Raw genomic sequence first — 17,441 nt, 5'->3', positions numbered from 1 at the left:
GTATGAAGCACTCAAAGAAGACCATATGCTGAGCAGGCATTTGCCGCTTACTCTTCCCATGCAAACGACACAGCAGCTTCTTGAGCTCGCCGATCGTTTCCGAGGAGGCATCATTCTTAAGCCTTCCTCAGGGATGCAGGGCAGAGGCATCATCCTTGTGAAGCGCTGCCCGTTTGAGCAATCACTGCTCATAAAAGGTCGAAACCGAAGAAACCATCCCTTCTCGGTCTCCTTTAAGGAGGATTTAGCTTTTGAGCGATGGATTCATCGTTTCATAAGTGGAACCTCCTATTTGATTCAGCCCTATCTGGAGCTTAGCGGCAATGACAACAAACCATTTGATTTACGAGTGCTCATTCAAAAGGATGAGAAGAGCAGATGGTCGATCTCTGGAGCCGCTGTGCGCACAGGGCAAGCGGACTCCTTAACATCCAATCTTCATGGCGGGGGCGGCGCCGTCCCGGCGGCAAAGCTGCTGTCAGCCAAATTTGGCGAGTCAAAATCCGAACGTTTGCTAGAGATGATCCATACAATAAGCAAGCAAACGGCAGAACGACTGGAAAGCAAATTCGGCAGATTTGCCGAGCTCGGTTTAGATTATGGCATTGATCAGAGCGGCCGAATATGGCTGCTCGAAGCGAACTCGAAGCCTGGCCGCTCTTCCTTTGGAATCATAAGCGATCATGAGGCCGAGCGGCTTTCCATTGAAAGACCGCTTCTATATGCACGAATGCTGTCTAGGCGACTATCACCGTCCTTTGTAGCCAATGAATTCGCAAATGGCCGTCGTCATCATTCAAGTTCTGACAACCAATTACGGCCTTTCAACGTTCAGGAGGTTCATCGATGAGTTTGACAACTTGTAACGTACATTTCTCTCAGCAATCGAATAAAATTGTCTATTTATCCAGCCCACTGCTCAAACATCTCAAGCTCTCAGGCAAAAAATCGGTTCACCTCAAGCTGGGCAAAGAGGTAATCGTAGCTGAAATCAAGCCATTGAAGCGGCCGGGCAATCATCTGTATTTATCAACTGCCATCCGTCAATCGATTAAAGTGCCGAAGTCAGGCAACGTTTACGTGCTTAATTCAGGCGATAATGAGGTTCAGCTCGGACCGCTGGTCGGCATACTGAGCGACAATTCGACACGCTCTGAGAGCAATCCTTTTGGTCCGCGTACCGGATTTATCAAGCAAGTCATTAAAACAGGTGAACATAAAGCTTACCTTTTCGGCTTTACACCAAGCGACATCAACTGGCAGCAAGAAACGGTCAATGGCTATTTCCTTAACCCGCAGGGCGGCTGGTACCGCAAAATCGTTCCGCTCCCGGACGTCGTGTACAATCGTCTTCCGAGCCGCAAAGCGGAGACATCTGCATCCATTAATTCACTGCGCGAACGCTTCGTGCGCCGCAAAATCCCATTTTTTAATTGGAGCTTCTTCAACAAGGCCGATGTCTACAAGCTGCTTGATAATGATCCTGAAGCGCTGACTCATTTGCCTGAATCGGTTTCTGGTCCATCTTCCGAAAAAATTAAGGAAATGCTGGAGAAACATCAATTTCTATATTACAAACCTACGGCAGGCAGCCTTGGAGTAGGAATCTACCGATTGACCTATCACCCGAAGCGCGGGTATTTCGCCCGCTATCGCAAGGGCAGCCAAAATGTGCTGCTTCGATTCACGCAATTCAGCAGCTTAATGCGGATGCTTCAGGCGAAGCATGGCAGCAGCTTGAATCATTATGTCGTTCAGCAAGGCATTCGCTTAGTTGAGATCGACAGCTGCCCGCTCGATTTTCGCTTTCACATGCATAAGAACGGCAGCAACGAGTGGGTTCCTGCTGGAATCGGAGCCAAAAAAGCAGGCCGAGGAAGTGTAACTACGCATGTGAAAAACGGCGGCTCGCTCATGACGCCTGAGCAAGCGCTTGGCAAAACATTCGGCACGCAAGCAGATGCCGTTCTTGAGAAAGCAAAGCTGGCTGCGATTAAACTATCAGAAGCGATCGAACGCAACTACCCTCATAGACTTGGTGAGTTGGGACTGGATCTCGGCATTGATAAGGATGGAGAAGTATGGATGTTCGAAGCGAACGCCAAGCCTGGACGATCAATCTTCAAGCATCCGGCGCTTCGCTCTGAGGGCCGCGCTTCGCTATCTTACATCTTAGAGCATTGCTTGTATCTCAGCCGCTTCAAAGATGAGGGAGGTACCAGCTGATGGATAGCTTACTTCCCGATGATGCAGACGTTAGAGAGCAGCGTGCCGGCCGAACCGTATTGGCGATTTTGACGATCGATGATGATGTTCAGCTCTTTCGCGGCAATCGAAGCAATTTTGTCRATTTGATTAGAACGGGTCAATCGATGGGTTTCATCGTTTATGTCCTCACCGTAAAAAACCTGCTTCTGACCAGAAGCAGCTTAAAGGGATATGTCTTCAATGAAGCTGAGGACAGCTGGCAGCAGAGATTGCTGCCCTTTCCCGACGTGATTTACAACCGAATTCCGCTGCGCGAAGATGAGATCCAACCGGCTGTAAGGCAAAAGATCAACGCCTGCCGCAAGCATCCGCGAGTCACGCTGTTTAATCCGGCTTTTTTCAACAAATGGGATTTATTCGAATGGCTTCGTTTATCAAAACTGACCAAACCTTATATCCCATTAACACGAAAACTCGTTTCGGTTACGAGCCTGGAACGCATGATGCGAAAACATTCCTATCTTTATTTAAAGCCAGAAAGCGGAAAAGCAGGTAAAGGCATAATGACGATCAAGGTTCACGCTGAGAAGCAGCTTCCTTATCGGCTAAGAATTCAAGAAAACAAAAAGAGTACGACTTACAATTGCTCCACCCTTCATAAACTTTGGAGTCGTATTCAGAAACAAAGCGGCAATGAGGCCTATATCGCTCAACAAGGCATCAAGCTCGCCTCCTTCCAGGACCGAAGATTTGACCTTCGTGCGCTTGTTCAAAAAAACCAACGAGGGCAATGGGATATTACTGGAATAGGCGCCCGAATTGCAGGCGCATCCAGCATTACGACCCATGTTCCTCGCGGCGGTATGATTGAAGACCCAGAGAAGCTGCTCATTAATTCATTTAATGAAGAGCAGGCGCGTAAACTGCTTATAAAAGCGAAAAATGCAGCCGTTCTTATCGCTAAGCAGATTGAACGCGCCTCAGGCCAGCAGCTCGGCGAAATGTCGTTGGATTTAGGCGTCGACAGCGTAGGGAATATGTGGTTTTTCGAAGCTAATTCTAAGCCTATGAAATTCGACGAGCCTCATATTCGTCAAAAATCGTTAGAGCGCGTATTTCATTATGGAGCTTATTTAGCTAGAACAAAATTAGAAAAAGCAGGAGGCGCATAACGTGGATCTAGAGCTGCTTACACCGGAAGCATGGTTAGCGGAACAAAAAAGACTCATTGGCTTTGCCATTCGCTTCGGAGATAAGCGGCTTGCAGTTTCGACTATTCATGCGCTCCGAAAGCTTGATCCTTCATTACTACAAGATGAAGTGAGCCGTCCATGCGGCGCGGTTGCTGCTGTTGCTAAGCAGGGCAACCGCGTCGTCGGCTTCGGTTTTGCAGAGGACGGCGGCGAGGCTGCGTGCATGGTCGTCGTCCATCCCGAAGCTCGAAGCCTCGGGATTGGCAGTTCACTCGTTCAAGCCATGATTCAACGTTTAGGGAAACTCACTTGCAATGTGGCAACGGACAATACGGCAAGCATGGCTTTATGTTTTCGTTTAGGCATGACAGCCGTTTCCATGCATAGAGGGCCAACAGGCAAACCGACGCTTCGCTTTGAAAGGGGAACCACGAATGAAACAGCCCGTCCTAGGCATCCTGACTCTATATCTCAATGAAGCCGGACATCTGGAGGAACGTTCCATCTATCAGAAAATGACTTCCGCTGGACGAAAGCTGGGACTAAGCGTCTTCGTGTTTACGCCAATGGACGTCAATTATATTAACAACAAAATTCACGCGCAGTTCTACAATCTTGACACACAAACATGGTCACGAAGGTGGACCTCGTTTCCAAATATGATTTATGATCGATGCCGAATCCAACGTACCTACCGCTTTGACCAGCTCAAAAAGTTTCGTGAACGCTATGGACATCTTACGTTCCTTAATCGCCCGCTTCGCAACAAATGGACCATCCATCGCATCCTCTCGAAAGATTCTCGATATAAAAGCTATTTGCCTGCCACGAAGTATGTCACCGATAATCAAGATATTACCGATATGATCCGAAAACATCAGCTTGTTTATCTCAAACCGATTAATGGAACCGGCGGCAGAGGAATTTTGCGAATCGAACGGCGCAAGGATGGTCAGCTTCACATCCAAGGCCGGGATCAATCAAGAAAAATTATACGACCGCAATATATTTCCACTGCAGGTTTAAACAGCTATTTGGCTCCTTGGAATTTGAAAGGCAATCGCTACATCGCCCAGCAGGGCATTCAAATAAAGCTTGCTAGCGGACGTGTGCACGATTATCGGATGCTTGTTCAAAAAAACGGAGAAGGCAATTGGGAAGTTACCGGTTGCGCTGGACGAATCGGGGCATCCGGCAGCATTACCTCTAATTTACACGGCGGCGGCAATGCTGCTACGATGAGCAGCTTGCTCAAGGAATGGCTTCGCGATGATGCGAAGGTCGCGCAGGTTAAGGAAGAGACAGAGAAGCTGGGGGTCGGCATTGCCGCTTACTTAGAGCAAAATTACGGCAGACTTTGTGAGCTTGCTCTCGATTTGGCAATTGATCGAAAAGGCGGGATCTGGCTGCTGGAGGTAAATCCGAAGCCAGCTAGGGAAGTATTTGCACAGGCTGGAGAGAAAGAGGTTTATCGCAATGCGATTATTAGACCTCTGGAATATGCCATCTGGCTATATAACCAGAAGAAGCGAAAGAAAGGTAAAGAGAAGCAGGCTGCCGTATCAGATGCCCGTGTGGATGAGAACTTCATTTCTGATAAGGAGCTGTGATGCGGCTGAGCATTTGAAATCCATAGCAAAAAAACACACCTGTTAGGGCGGCGCCATCTCTTGGCCTCCCTAACAGGTGTGTTTTTATTCAAACTGCTTATTATTGTTCCAATAAAGGCAGGAGCTCGCGGAAATCATTAATCAGTACATCCGCTCCCTCAATTTCTGAAGCACGACCATATGTAGCATACGCACAGCCGATCGTTTGAAGACCGTTGCCTTTGCCCGCTTCCACATCCGAAGAGCGGTCTCCTACCATCCAAGCCGATTGGATATTGTGATCCTTAAGCAGGCGAGCAACTAAGTCGACTTTGGTTGAAGTCTCATATTCTCCCGCACTGTATAAGCCGTCAAATAGAGGCGCAATGCCTTTGAATTCAGCAACGCCCTTCACATATTCCTCAAGCCCATTGCTGGCTACAAACAGCTTAATCCCACGTGAATGCAGCTCACGCAGCGTTTCCTCGACAAATGGGTACAGCTGGCCTTCGCCTCTTTCCAAGCCTTCGCGCTCGTACTGAAGCAGCAAGACATCAGCCCGCTTCCGAGCAGCCTCTGTACTATCTGGCATAACCTGCCGCCAAATATCCTCCAGCAGCATGCCTAAGCAGCTTAGCAGCCGTTCTACAGGCGGCGTTTCATGCTCGTAAAGCCCTTCTTCCCTTAGCGTCTCAAAAACGCGGTGGTGAACAGGCACCAGCAATTTATCCGTTTCAAACAACGTTCCATCCATATCAAATATGACAGCCTCAGGCTTTCGCAGCTTATGTATGCCCATAGTTGAAACCTCCTTCAAAGTCTGCTCTTATCATAACGGAATATAGGAAATGATCGCAAGGCTTGATGAAGGTTAACCGTTAATCACTTGCTTCGTTGACGACAGAGATTCTTTAGTCAATTTCGCCTATGCATAGCGGAAGACTGCAGCGCTATTCTTGCCAGCGCATAAGGGCCAAGATAAGCGCCGCTTATTAAAAAAACGAAATTTTTGAGTACACGATGCACTTCCGTCATAAACACCGTATCATCCATGAGAGTCTGTGTTATGGCATCCGCTGCGGTTACAAAAAATAAAAAGATGGCCGTAACCGCAAGCCCATCCAAAACTCGACTGACTGTTCCACTCAATCGACTCAACCAGCCCATGAGAACGGCGCCAACAGCTAATGCCGCACCAATTAATATCATCATTTGCCATCACCTCTTGTGATAGGTTCGGTCATTTGATRCATACTTAAACCTCACATTTTTGGATGGAATGAGATTATAGCGAATAAAAGCGACCAAGCTTGTTTACATATGATAAAGAAGTCCAATAAAAGTAACATTTTGGAGGAATGCTGTATGAAAAATCTTATTCGCTGGTTAAATGCTGCCGGTCTCGCCGCCGTGCTTGCAGTTAATGGACTTGCACAGTGGCTTCCTATCAACGGGAAAACGACTGGAGAAATATCCGCTAAGTACCCTGTGCTTATCACTCCTGCGCCATATGCCTTCTCCATTTGGTCTATTATTTATTTGCTGCTGATTGGTTTCGTCATTTATCAGTTCAAGCCACGTGCTGGCAAAAGCAAAAATGTACAGAACATCGGCCCATGGTTCATCATAAGCTGCCTGTTCAACGTCGCTTGGATTCTCCTGTGGCACTATGAGAAACTAACCAGCAGCGTATTCATTATGTTCGCTCTGCTGATCTCGCTAATCGTTATTTATAGCGCAATTCGAAAGGATAAGCAGCCTCCTGCTCCTATGGAACAATGGCTTGTACGGCTGCCTTTCAGCATTTACTTAGGTTGGATCTGCGTAGCTTCTATTGTAAATGCAGCTGTCGTTTTGTACGCTGCCGAGTGGAATGGCTTTGGTTTATCTGATGCTGCTTGGACTATTACTTTATTGATTGCAGCCAGTTTGCTTGCTGTTGTCATCGGTTTTAGGTTTGTGGACCCTGCCTTTGTTCTAGTGTTTGTTTGGTCGTTTATTGCTATTGCCGTAAAGCAGGATCAGCAGCCCGAGGTTAGTCTCTCAGCCAGCATCGCTGCTGCTATCTTAATGATTGCTGCCATTGTTATTTGGGTTCAGGCAAGGAAAGGAAAGCAGTTGCATATTGAAAAATAGAACCGGATATGTCACACTGTTTGATGTGTGTGAGGACGAAAGCCTCCTTGCAGGAAAGGACGTGACGGTTCACGTATGATAAAATGGCTGCTTCGTTCCATGACAGAATTAAGCTCGCGCAAATGGATATCTCGCATAACAGGAAAATTCGCTCAATCGGCTGCCAGCCGTCGATTTATTTCCCGTTTTGCTGCGACATATGGCATTAAAACTGAGGAAGCTGAGAAACCTCTAGCCCAATATAAAACGTTAAACGAGTTTTTTACGCGGCGATTAAAACCCGGTCTGCGTGATGTGCATGCAGATGAGGACTCGCTTGTCAGTCCTGTTGATGCTCTCATAACCGGAGCTGGGCCAATAAGCAGCGGCACGATTGTTAACGTAAAGGGGCAGGACTATACGATTGAGGAGCTTCTTAATCGGTCTCCGCGAACTTCCAATTATATGAACGGCTATTATTTCGTTCTTTATTTGAGCCCAACCGATTACCATCGTATACATACGCCAGTCAGCGGTCGTGTTGTAGAGCGTGAGCATATTGAAGGAAAAGTTTATCCGGTTAATGACTTTGGTCTTCGCCATATGCGCAGAGTGCTTAGCCGCAACGAGCGGCTGATTACCTATATGCAGCATCATGCAGGGGAAACGGCCGTTGTCAAAGTTGGCGCAATGAACGTAAGCAGTATTCAGTACGTACAGCCCCTTAAGGAAGAAATGCTCAAGGGTGAAGAGCTCGCCTACTTTGAATTCGGTTCTACTGTAGTGCTGCTGCTTGAAGATGGAACCTTTACTCCGCGTGACAACCACATGCTTGGATCGAAGGTGCATATGGGTGAGAAGCTCGGATCACTCCACGAAAACTAACTGAAGCAGACTTAGCTCAAAACGAAAAACCCCAAATTTCTCAGCGATGAGTGAATTCGGGGTTTTTCGTTTATTAGCCTATCTGATCTCCGAGGGGCTTCGCCCCGTATACTGCTTAAACTGCCTGCTGAAAAAAAAGATGTCCCGATAGCCGAGTGCATCTGCTACCTCGGTCACATTCATCCCGGCGTGCATGAGCAAATGCTGCGCCCGTTCAATTCTCGTGCGAATCATGTAGGTTTGCACTGACATGCCGATCAGCTCTTTGAATTTCATTGAAAAATATCGGGGCGACAGCTGCGCCCGCATCGCTAGATCCTCTACACGGTGCGCAATGCTTGGATTTTGCCGAACAAAGTTTGCCACCTCATGAATGGCCTCTGTCAATTGATTGCTTGCCTTCTTCTCGACTGGCAGCTGCTTGTCCTCTCTAAGCAAATGAATCATCAGCTGCTTAAGAACAAGCTGCGCCTCCTCTTCCGCTGCATACGTTTTTACAAGAAACAGCCTTACATAGCGTGAGAGCATATATTCAAAGTCGACCGTGTCATTCAATTGCCTATACCGGCTCGGCACAGCATCTATCGTTTCATTAATGGCAAAGTGAATATAGGATAATACGAGCGGACGCTGCGGGTTATGAGTGGAGCTTGTGTAGTCGCCCGGACGAAACAAGAAGCAGCTTCCCGGACCAACCTCATAGTGAGTACCGTTGACTTCAACTTCCCCTTCTCCGCTCCAAACATAAAATAAATCAAAATTGGCCATCGGCTTCTCGCGTCTAGCCCATCTCCAACCCGGCTCACATACGATTTTGGCAAACGCAGGTAACAGGATGAACGAATTAGGCGAAATGTGCAGCATAAGGAAACCTCCTGTACAAATCTATGCCGTCATCATACAACAGGGAGAAACTATTGCGCAAGCCACATGAAGTTACGAAAAAATTTGCTTTGTGAATGGTTTCCATCTCAAAAAAAATGTTATAATAGCACCCGACAAGAATAAACGGCTAACGCCTAATTATACTACATTCAAATGAATGATTTCGGAAGGATGGAATAAAGTCCATGAACCCACTTGCTCAGCAATTAAACGAGACGTTACAAGCAGAAAGCCCTAACGTTTATGCGATGTTGTCAGACTTAGGCAAAGCGATTTATTTCCCGAAGGAGGGCATTCTCAGTCAGTCCGCCGAAGCGAAAACGAAAGCAACTAAATTTAATGCTACTATTGGAATTGCAACAGAAGGCGGACAACCGATGCACCTGAAGGTCATCCAAGATACCCTCTCTGCTTACAATCCGAAAGATATATATGAATATGCGCCTCCTGCAGGAAAGCCTGAGCTTCGTGCTGCTTGGCGTACAAAAATGATCAAAGACAACCCATCCCTTGAATCAAAGGGCTTTGGTACGCCAGTCGTTACAAATGCATTGACCCACGGTCTTAGCATTGTAGCTGACCTTTTCGCTAATGCGGGTGACGCTGTAATCATCCCYAATAAAAACTGGGAAAACTACGAATTGACATTCGGTATCCGCCGCGGTGCTGAAATTGTAGAATACCCGCTGTATAACGACCAAACTCGCTTCAACAGCGCTGGCCTTCGCGAAGCCTTGCTGGCTCAAAAGGACAAAGGGAAAGCCATCGTTGTGCTGAACTTTCCGAACAACCCTACTGGCTACACGCCTGGTCCACAGGAAGGCGATGAAATCATCGCTGCCATTCACGACGCAGCGGAAGCTGGCATCAATGTAGTTGTTGTAACAGACGATGCTTATTTTGGTTTATTTTTCGAAGATTCCATGCAAGAATCACTGTTCTCCAAGCTTGCTGATCTGCATCCGCGTGTGCTTGCCGTTAAAGTTGACGGTGCGACCAAAGAAGAGTACGTATGGGGCTTCCGCGTAGGCTTCATTACGTATGGTTCAACTTCTGCGGCTACTTTGAATGCGTTGGAGCAAAAAACAATTGGTATCATTCGTGCTACGATTTCCAGCGGCCCGCATCCATCACAAACATTCGTATTGCGCGCTTTGACTTCACCTGAATTCGAAGCTCAAAAAGCGGAGAAATACGATATTATGAAACGCCGCGCCAATCGCGTAAAATCGTTGCTCGACAGCGGCCGTTATGGCGATGTATGGGGCTATTACCCATTCAACTCCGGCTACTTTATGTGTCTAACACTAAGCGGCGTTACAGCTGAGTCCGTACGTGCACATCTGTTGAACCAATACGGAATCGGTACGATTGCTCTAGGTGAAACAGATCTTCGCGTTGCTTTCTCTTGCATCGAGGAAGAAAATCTTGAAGAGCTGTTCGATACGATTTTCAAAGCGGTTAACGATTTGATTGCTCAAAAAGTATAATAAACACTCGCACTTCATTCGCGAATAATTGCAAAGAACCCCTGAGTCAGCATTTCTTTACGAATGCTTCTCTCAGGGGTTCTTTTTTGTATTCCGTCTGCCCTGCTTAGTCTTCATCCTCATCTTTCGCAAGCTTCTTGCGCAAACGCGCTGGACGAATGGCGATATACATGGCGGCAAGTACAATAGCTATGAGCGAAGGGACGTAAACGCCGCCCGCCAAAGCCAGCGGCAAAGCAACAAACAGCCACAGCAGCAGCGTGCACAGCACCATCGCCAAACGATCGATTTTCAAATATTGCTCGATTCGCTGTTTTTCCGGCAACGGGTACACATGCTTCCAAACCGAATAACGATGGATATGACGCAAGCCGCCTAATTGAACAGCAATGAGCCCCATAAAAATAAAAAATACGAGAACACTGCCATAACCAGATAGCGATACGGCTTCAGCAAACCAATAGGTGATGAGGCAGCCGAGAATAAGCAGCCTTAGTATAATTCCGCCCATCTCGGTTCTAAGCATAGATGCCGTATAGAGATAAACGAATGTATTGCGATTCGAATACGGTATCGTGCGCAGAATCCAGCTTAAATATGATCTTCTTGCAATACTCGATGGGAGTGTAGGTACATCGATAAACAATCCAAAAAAAACATAATACCGTTTGCGTGTCCTTGCTTCCTCTTCAATCAGCCTCTCCCAAGGAAAAGGATGTTTTGTTGGAAGACGATAAAGCAGCATAGACAATATACCGATGAGCAGCGTAAACCCCGCAGCCTGCCAAGCGGTACAAGTAAGCCAAGCAGCCAGCGTTAATGCTGTCATTGCCCAGCGCAGCACACGCATGAGACGTCGCATGCCAGCCCAAGTCATTCGGCGCTCTTTCCATGCTCCCCATACATTGCCCGCCTTCAGAGCGGCAGCCACGACTGCAAGAAGCAATGCTCCGTTAATGGCTGGGCCTTGGTTATAGATCGGCAAATAAAGAAGAAACACAATGGCAGCTAGTATCGAACAAGCAATTAAAGTATGACGAAACGATAAGCGCAAATAACCGGCCATCTCTGCCTCACGCGGCATCATAAAGACGACGTCTCCGGCCGCAAGCCACGTACGAAGCGGACTCCAACACAACACCAACGTTAATGCAATAACACCAACAGTCGCAAAGGGAAAGCTGGCTGGCATATGACGAATTAAATTTATGTATCCAATCGTAGAGGAGATCAAGATTAATGACATAAAAGCTGGGAAGCCGCTTTGCCCCATATACCGAAAATAAGGCAAGGTTTCCCCGCGGAATGCCTTTGCTCTTTGCTGCCACATCAGCTCCAGCTTGCTAATATTGCTCATCAAAGATTGCCCCCAGTAACGAGCTTATAGAAGGCATCCTCCAGAGAACCGCTGCGCATGTCCATGCCTGCTGCTTGTCTAATATCATCGAGCGTGCCGATCGCAACGATTTTACCGTGGTGCATGACGATAAAACGATCGCAATATGCTTCCACAGTTGAGAGGATATGCGAGCTCATAAGGATGGCTGCTCCCTTTTGTTTTACTTCAACCAGCCGCTCCAGCAAGGAACGAATGCCAAGCGGGTCAAGCCCTAGAAAAGGCTCATCGATGATGTACAGCGGCGGCTCAGCGAGCAGCGCGTTCATAATCATGACCTTTTGTTTCATGCCTTTGGATAAGTGGGCCGCAAAGGCTTTACGCTTTGGCGTCATTTGGAACTGCTTCAGCAGCTCGTCCTCACGATCACCATACTGCTTGTCCTTTACGCTATAGGCCATCCCCGTTAAGCGCAAGTGCTCCTCAACGGTCAGCTCATCAAATAGAACCGGCGTCTCCGGCACATAAGCAAATGCGCTTCTGTAACGCTCCGTTTCTTCCTCCAGCGTAACGCCATCAACCTTTACTTCCCCCGCCTGCGGCTTCATTAAACCTAAAATATGCTTAATGGTCGTGCTTTTTCCAGCGCCATTCAGACCGATTAATCCTACCATCTCGCCCGCTTTTACCTCAAAGGAGATATCATGCAGTACTGGTCTTCGTGGGCTGTAACCGCCGATTAAACCATTCACCTGTAAAATAGAATCCATCCTATCACCTTCAACTATGTAAATTAGTTTATCTAGTAAACAGCATACCGAATTATCGGACTAATATCAAAGAAAGCAATGATTTGTGTACAAAAGCAAGAAGCATGCACAAAAACGAAAAAAAATGGGCAGCCATTGGCCGCCCATTCTTTAAACACTATGATTTGCGTTCATATCGTATTACTTTGAAAGCAGATTATAAAGCACTTGTGCCACTTGAGCTCTCGTAGAAACATCTTTAGGGCTCAGCTTTGAATTGTTCCCCGTAATGATGCCGCCCTCAACTAGCACCTTGAAAGCGTCGGTTGCATAGCTTGCAATTTGAGCGGAATCACTGAAGCTGGACACCGCAACATTTGTCTCTGCTTTAGGCAATTCACCTAACACTTCAAGTGCACGATACAAAAGTGTAAATAGATCTTGACGTGTAATTTTGCTATTAGGGTCAAACGTATTGCCTTCTACACCTTTCGTAATACCCAGGCGCTTAGCAGCTCCCAAGTAATTCGTATAGTAGGTATTCCCTGCATCATCAAAATTAGCTGTTTCTTTCTCATTTGGCTCGATGCCGTATGCTCTCAATAACAAGACGATGAATTGGCCTCTCGTCACTGTCGCATTCGGGCTGTAATGGTCCTCGTCTGTACCCGTTGTAATGCTTCTTGCCGCAAGGAATAAAGCGGCATCCTTATACCAAGCTGCATCCGATACATCTTTAAAGCTTACTTTATTGTATCCTACAATGTACTGGGAGAAATGTGTCGTAACAAAGTTTACCGTTCCTGTACCCGCATTGTATTTCCCGCGGATCGTTTCCAAGCTGCCGGAATCCGTTACATAGTAGACCACTACAGCATTTGGATCTTCTCCGGCTTTTAAAGTATAAGGCACACTAACTTGCACATTGCTGCCGCCAAAGCTTGTAAGCTGGGTAGTTCCTGCGAATACGGAGAAATCATAAACCGGTCTGTCACCCAAAGCTTCCTTGCCCTCGTCAGTCAGCTCTACTTTCGTAATAATAATGCTGATGTCACCTGCTTCAGCCGAATTGCTGATGCTTTCGATTGCTTTTGCATCAAAAACGACAGTGCCAACGCCAAGATTGGCCTTCACACCCGCATTTGTGCTAGATGCTACTTCATTAAACGATTTTCTAGGAATGCTCAGCTCTACAGATTTAGTTTGAGCTGTAGCTTCAACCTTAAGCTCAACGACAGAGGTTTTGCCTGCTGCTTCCGCTTTCTTAGCAAGCTCAACCAGGCTTGTAATAGAAGCTGCGGTTGCTTTCGCTACGGTTGCTCCTGTCGCAGCATCGGTTGTTGCTGTTATCGTTGCTGTTGGTGCTGTACCATCATTATCTCCGCCTGCTGGAGGTGTAGGTGTTGGCGTTGGATTTGGGCCATTGTTTCCACCGCTTGGAGGGGATACATAATTAGGTACAATGACATCTAGCACTGCGCCGGCATTATAGCCTTCCTTAGCTGCAAACCTCACGTTGTAAGTGCCTGATGATAAACCAGTAATAGATGGCGCTGTAGCCGCTTGATAGGACTCAGCTCCTGACAGCTTGTATTCAAGTGCTGTCGTTGTTCCTGTAATTTGTCCATCATTATTAGCTGAAGAGGTTGGAGCTACACCCGTCAAGCCTGATGGTTCCGGCTGCTCTTGTAGAGCAAACGCTTTGATAACGATATCAATTGCTGGGCTTGCACTGAATCCAGGTTTAGCTGCAAATCTGATATTGTAGGTGCCTGCTGCGAGACCAGTGATCGCTGGTTCTGTTGCCGCTTGATAAGCATCCGTTCCATCTAATCTGTATTCTAGAGCTGCAGTCGTTCCTGTAATTTGTCCATCGTTATTAGCAATCGTTGTCGGTGATACGCCTGTTAAGCCAGTCGGCGCTTCTTGCGCTTCCTCGCCGTAAGCCGGAATAACAACCTCTACTTTAGGGCTCGGGCGATATCCTTCTTTTGCCGCGTAACGAACATCATAAGTACCGTAAACAAGATCTGTAACAGACGGTTCTGTTGCACGAATATAATCGGACAACGAATTAGACAACTTGTATTCAAGCGCTGTCGTTGTTCCAGTAATTTTACCGTCATTGTTAGCTGCCGTCGTTGGTGCAACGCCTGCCAGCCCTGTTGGTGCAGCTTGGTCTTGAATAAAGGATGGAACCACTACGTTTACAGCTTCGCCCGCTTTGTACGAAACAGCTGCGGGAATTCCTGCTGTATGAGGACCATTGTATCCAAGCTTGGATGAATATCTAACATTGTAAGTACCTGGCACTAAGTTAGTTATTGCATCACCAGTTACAGCCTTGTAATCCGTTTCACTTTCAAGCTTGTATTCCAGCACTTTGCCTTTCGTTCCTGTAATTTGACCATCATTTTCATCGGATGAGGTTGGTTTAACCGCTGTCAGCCCTGTAGGTTTGGCCTCAACTCTTGCGAATAGGCTGTTCAAAGCATTCGTATAGTTATTGTAATTCACACCAGTAAGCCCGCTGCTTACATAATCAGGTTGAATATTGGTCCAAGAATACATCAATTCAATATGCCCAAGAATCGGAGCTCTGTTGCCATCAGCATCCTTGTTGTCTTTGTTATATTGAAAGAGGTAAGGAACCTGAGCTTTGCTTGCGATTACTTCTACGCCGTTCTCATTCGTATACTTTACATTGTTGCTTGCTTTAACATATTGTGTTTTGATATCAGGCAAATATTTGTTAATCAAATCTACATACAGATTGGCATTTGGATGATTCGTATCTCTCGTTTGAAAGAATATGCCGTTATGCGGGTCAGCGTTCGGGTCTTTATTAAGATCCAGGATCGAAATTCCCGAATCCAGCTTGGTGTCCCAGAAATAAACTTTATCAATGTTATTTTTTTTCGCATATTCGTTAATAAACTTAATGGCTGCTTGTGTATTCGGGCACCAAGAGCCGCCGAACAAGATCGTATAATTCCCTTCGCTCTCGAGAATCTTCGTCAATTGGTGATAGGTTACATGTTCAAATACGAGCTCGCCATCCGATTCGTCAAAAATAATCGTTTCTTTTTTGTTGATGATTGATCCGTTTCTATTGAAAGCTGCTTTGATAGAATTCGAACGGTTAATCGTATCAAATGAAGTGATTCCTTCAAATACTTGACTCACTTTTGCTTTGTAAGCATCTACTTTGCCCGTGTCCAAAACACCATTTGTTAAATAATCGTTCCATACATTCGTTGATGCCAAAGAGGAAACAATTTTCTTTTTGTTATACACAAACAAGAATGGTGCTTCAATTTTTTTCGCTGAGCCTTCTGAAATTACTGTGCCCTTGCTGTCTTTTTTCGTATAGCTAACGATATCTCCTGCTGGAAGTACTTCATCGAGGTTCGTTAAATATTTTTTGACCAGCTCGACATACGCTTCTGCAAAATCAAAAGTGTTGTTGCCGACTTTGATTTCTTTCGTTTGCGTTTCCGCAATTTCTAGTGATTTCCCATCTAACCTCGTATCAAAGTTATAGATGGTTTTTACGCCATATTGCTTCGCCACCTGATTAATAAAGCCAATATTCGCTTGTGTTTTATCGCTCCAAGCTCCGCCAAACAACACAACATACGTGCCTTCGCTGTCAAAGAGATTAATAATATCTTCATACGTTACCGTTTGAAGAATATGGTTCTCATCATCCAAATGATCATACACATTATTAAAATAGTTATAATGGCTGGCGCCGCTATTTACTAGAGTTTCCGAAGCTGGATTGGCATTAACGATATTGGCAGCCGGCAAAATTAATAACGCAGCCAATATAAGAGCTAACCATCTTTTGGATGTATTAAATTGTAATTTCATGTTCATTCCTCGTTTTCATCAAATTTTGTCGATGTGCCAAGTGTGAAATATGTATTCTCCACTAGTCGCTTCAAGATCTCGTGCAGGGAGCCGGTCATAAGAGACTGATCTGCCTCTTATGACCACCCCCATTTCATAACTCATAAATACGTATTTCTTGTTTCTAGCAGATTTCTTCTTCCGTCGTCGATGGTGCTGGCTGTTGACCTTCGGAAGACGAAGATGATGATGAAGAGGATGAAGCAGGAGCCTCTGAGGATGATGGTGCTTTCGGCTGTACCGCATCTTTTTTCACGAATGAGACCGATTTAGATGGTTTCTTTTCTTCTTTCGCAGCTGGCTCCGCTGGTTTCGATTGTGTTTCTTCTTTCGCAGCAGGTGCTGCTGCTTTTGGTTCTTCTTTTACAACGGCTGCTGCTTTAGGCTGGCTTTCTTCTTTTACAGTCGTTGCTGCTTTAGGCTGGGCAGCTTCTTTCGGCTGTGTTGCTGTTTTTTCAACCGATGTATTTGCTTTAGCCGCAGGCTCTTCCTTTGCTGCTGCCGCTTTAGCTGCAGGCGCCTCTTCCTTCTTATCTACAGCAAGAGTAACTTTGGATTTATCTTCTTGTTTCGCATCTGCTTTTTCTGCTTCAGGTTTATTTGCCTCTATCGTGTCCGCCGTTTTTGTTTGTGGTTGTTTTTCGCCTTCTGCTGCAGCTGTGTTTACTTCTGATTTTTTCTCTGTGTCAGAAACGGTAATGATTTTGGATTGATTCTCTTCCTTTGCTTCGGTAACAATTGCAGCGTTGTCCTTCACCGCAGGCGCACCTTGCGCCTGTTTGGCAGATACGACAACATAGGTTAGGGCTGAGAAGGCTACTGTTGCAGAAATTAATGTTAGTGTTAGTTTTTTCATGATTGTAAACATCCCTTTCGCTTCGCTCTTTGAGCTTTTTTGTTTTTTTGGATAAAAAAAGGAGACCCAACAAGGCGCAGAACTGCGCTCCTATTGAATCTCTGGTGGTCCAGTAGATTATCTTCTTTTGTCATCCTACAAAATGGTTTTTCAACTCACTTTGAATATATTCCTATATTATTCCTCAGAAACGACCCTGTCAACGATTATTTAAATTTTT

The 17,441-nt window shown here is 46.1% G+C and carries 15 protein-coding genes; 8 read left to right on the top strand and 7 right to left on the bottom strand.

All coding sequences use genetic code 11. The features are described from left to right. The 5 genes from AC1DSE_RS15395 to AC1DSE_RS15375 all read left to right on the top strand — a co-directional run. On the top strand, positions 1–850 hold an 850-nt coding region (locus AC1DSE_RS15395; protein ID WP_477527853.1), incomplete at its 5' end, for a YheC/YheD family protein. Further along, positions 847–2,226 (top strand): YheC/YheD family endospore coat-associated protein, encoded by a 1,380-nt coding sequence (locus AC1DSE_RS15390; protein ID WP_441875610.1) that lies wholly within the window; start codon positions 847–849, stop codon positions 2,224–2,226. The genes AC1DSE_RS15395 and AC1DSE_RS15390, both read left to right, overlap by 4 nt. Further along, positions 2,226–3,380, top strand: a complete 1,155-nt coding sequence (locus AC1DSE_RS15385; RefSeq protein ID WP_477527852.1) for a YheC/YheD family endospore coat-associated protein — start codon at positions 2,226–2,228, stop codon at positions 3,378–3,380. Before AC1DSE_RS15390 ends, AC1DSE_RS15385 begins: the two co-directional genes overlap by 1 nt. Position 3,381: 1 nt before the next feature. After that, the gene (locus tag AC1DSE_RS15380; protein WP_477511013.1) at positions 3,382–3,879 is read left to right on the top strand and encodes a GNAT family N-acetyltransferase; all 498 of its coding nucleotides are present in this window, start codon (positions 3,382–3,384) and stop codon (positions 3,877–3,879) included. Beyond that, the gene (locus tag AC1DSE_RS15375; protein WP_441875601.1) at positions 3,836–5,011 is read left to right on the top strand and encodes a YheC/YheD family endospore coat-associated protein; all 1,176 of its coding nucleotides are present in this window, start codon (positions 3,836–3,838) and stop codon (positions 5,009–5,011) included. Before AC1DSE_RS15380 ends, AC1DSE_RS15375 begins: the two co-directional genes overlap by 44 nt. Before the next feature lie 100 nt (positions 5,012–5,111). Here the strand turns inward: AC1DSE_RS15375 and AC1DSE_RS15370 are convergent, their stop codons facing one another. Together AC1DSE_RS15370 and AC1DSE_RS15365 are read right to left on the bottom strand one after the other, a co-directional pair. After that, positions 5,112–5,789, bottom strand: coding sequence for an HAD family hydrolase (locus AC1DSE_RS15370; RefSeq protein WP_477511014.1), 678 nt, complete (start codon positions 5,787–5,789; stop codon positions 5,112–5,114). 116 nt (positions 5,790–5,905) lie between these two features. Next, entirely contained in the window at positions 5,906–6,202 is a 297-nt protein-coding gene (locus AC1DSE_RS15365) for a hypothetical protein (RefSeq protein ID WP_477511015.1), read from the bottom strand. 153 nt (positions 6,203–6,355) lie between these two features. Here AC1DSE_RS15365 and AC1DSE_RS15360 point away from each other — a divergent pair, with 153 nt between their 5' ends. Together AC1DSE_RS15360 and asd are read left to right on the top strand one after the other, a co-directional pair. After that, positions 6,356–7,126, top strand: a complete 771-nt coding sequence (locus AC1DSE_RS15360) for a TspO/MBR family protein (RefSeq protein WP_477511016.1) — start codon at positions 6,356–6,358, stop codon at positions 7,124–7,126. 75 nt (positions 7,127–7,201) lie between these two features. Continuing rightward, entirely contained in the window at positions 7,202–7,990 is a 789-nt protein-coding gene (gene asd, locus AC1DSE_RS15355; protein ID WP_477511017.1) for an archaetidylserine decarboxylase, read from the top strand. Between the two features lie 78 nt (positions 7,991–8,068). Here asd and AC1DSE_RS15350 read toward each other — a convergent pair whose 3' ends face one another. Beyond that, positions 8,069–8,854: a helix-turn-helix domain-containing protein gene (locus AC1DSE_RS15350; protein WP_076267819.1), complete on the bottom strand. Its 786-nt coding sequence runs from the start codon at positions 8,852–8,854 to the stop codon at positions 8,069–8,071. 206 nt (positions 8,855–9,060) lie between these two features. Between AC1DSE_RS15350 and AC1DSE_RS15345 the strand changes: the two genes are divergently transcribed. Then, positions 9,061–10,365 (top strand): aminotransferase class I/II-fold pyridoxal phosphate-dependent enzyme, encoded by a 1,305-nt coding sequence (locus AC1DSE_RS15345; RefSeq protein ID WP_076267820.1) that lies wholly within the window; start codon positions 9,061–9,063, stop codon positions 10,363–10,365. Positions 10,366–10,471: 106 nt separating this feature from the next. Here the strand turns inward: AC1DSE_RS15345 and AC1DSE_RS15340 are convergent, their stop codons facing one another. From AC1DSE_RS15340 to AC1DSE_RS15325, 4 genes are all read right to left on the bottom strand, one after another. Then, on the bottom strand, positions 10,472–11,722 hold the full coding sequence (locus AC1DSE_RS15340) for an ABC transporter permease (protein ID WP_477511018.1): 1,251 nt from the start codon (positions 11,720–11,722) through the stop codon (positions 10,472–10,474). After that, positions 11,722–12,471 carry an ABC transporter ATP-binding protein gene (locus tag AC1DSE_RS15335; RefSeq protein ID WP_477511019.1) on the bottom strand — a complete coding sequence of 250 codons (750 nt, stop codon included), beginning with the start codon at positions 12,469–12,471 and terminating at the stop codon, positions 11,722–11,724. The genes AC1DSE_RS15340 and AC1DSE_RS15335 overlap by 1 nt, the downstream gene beginning before the upstream one ends. Before the next feature lie 180 nt (positions 12,472–12,651). Continuing rightward, complete coding sequence (locus tag AC1DSE_RS15330) at positions 12,652–16,326, bottom strand: S-layer homology domain-containing protein (protein ID WP_477511020.1); 3,675 nt, start codon at positions 16,324–16,326, stop codon at positions 12,652–12,654. Positions 16,327–16,489: 163 nt separating this feature from the next. Further along, entirely contained in the window at positions 16,490–17,221 is a 732-nt protein-coding gene (locus tag AC1DSE_RS15325) for a hypothetical protein (protein ID WP_477511021.1), read from the bottom strand. Between the last annotated feature and the right edge of the window lie 220 nt (positions 17,222–17,441).

This window comes from Paenibacillus sp. 01L418, from assembly GCF_056400045.1.
Note: the sequence above shows the minus strand (reverse complement) of the source record. Positions and strands in the feature narration are given on the sequence as shown.

Excerpts from the sequence above, each read along its gene's own strand:
- AC1DSE_RS15390 (WP_441875610.1), top strand. The coding sequence starts at position 847 with ATGAGTTTGACAACTTGTAACGTACATTTCTCTCAGCAATCGAATAAA.
- AC1DSE_RS15375 (WP_441875601.1), top strand. The coding sequence starts at position 3,836 with ATGAAACAGCCCGTCCTAGGCATCCTGACTCTATATCTCAATGAAGCC.
- AC1DSE_RS15370 (WP_477511014.1), bottom strand. The coding sequence starts at position 5,789 with ATGGGCATACATAAGCTGCGAAAGCCTGAGGCTGTCATATTTGATATG.
- AC1DSE_RS15365 (WP_477511015.1), bottom strand. The coding sequence starts at position 6,202 with ATGATGATATTAATTGGTGCGGCATTAGCTGTTGGCGCCGTTCTCATG.
- AC1DSE_RS15360 (WP_477511016.1), top strand. The coding sequence starts at position 6,356 with ATGAAAAATCTTATTCGCTGGTTAAATGCTGCCGGTCTCGCCGCCGTG.
- asd (WP_477511017.1), top strand. The coding sequence starts at position 7,202 with ATGATAAAATGGCTGCTTCGTTCCATGACAGAATTAAGCTCGCGCAAA.
- AC1DSE_RS15350 (WP_076267819.1), bottom strand. The coding sequence starts at position 8,854 with ATGCTGCACATTTCGCCTAATTCGTTCATCCTGTTACCTGCGTTTGCC.
- AC1DSE_RS15340 (WP_477511018.1), bottom strand. The coding sequence starts at position 11,722 with ATGAGCAATATTAGCAAGCTGGAGCTGATGTGGCAGCAAAGAGCAAAG.
- AC1DSE_RS15335 (WP_477511019.1), bottom strand. The coding sequence starts at position 12,471 with ATGGATTCTATTTTACAGGTGAATGGTTTAATCGGCGGTTACAGCCCA.
- AC1DSE_RS15330 (WP_477511020.1), bottom strand. The coding sequence starts at position 16,326 with ATGAAATTACAATTTAATACATCCAAAAGATGGTTAGCTCTTATATTG.
- AC1DSE_RS15325 (WP_477511021.1), bottom strand. The coding sequence starts at position 17,221 with ATGAAAAAACTAACACTAACATTAATTTCTGCAACAGTAGCCTTCTCA.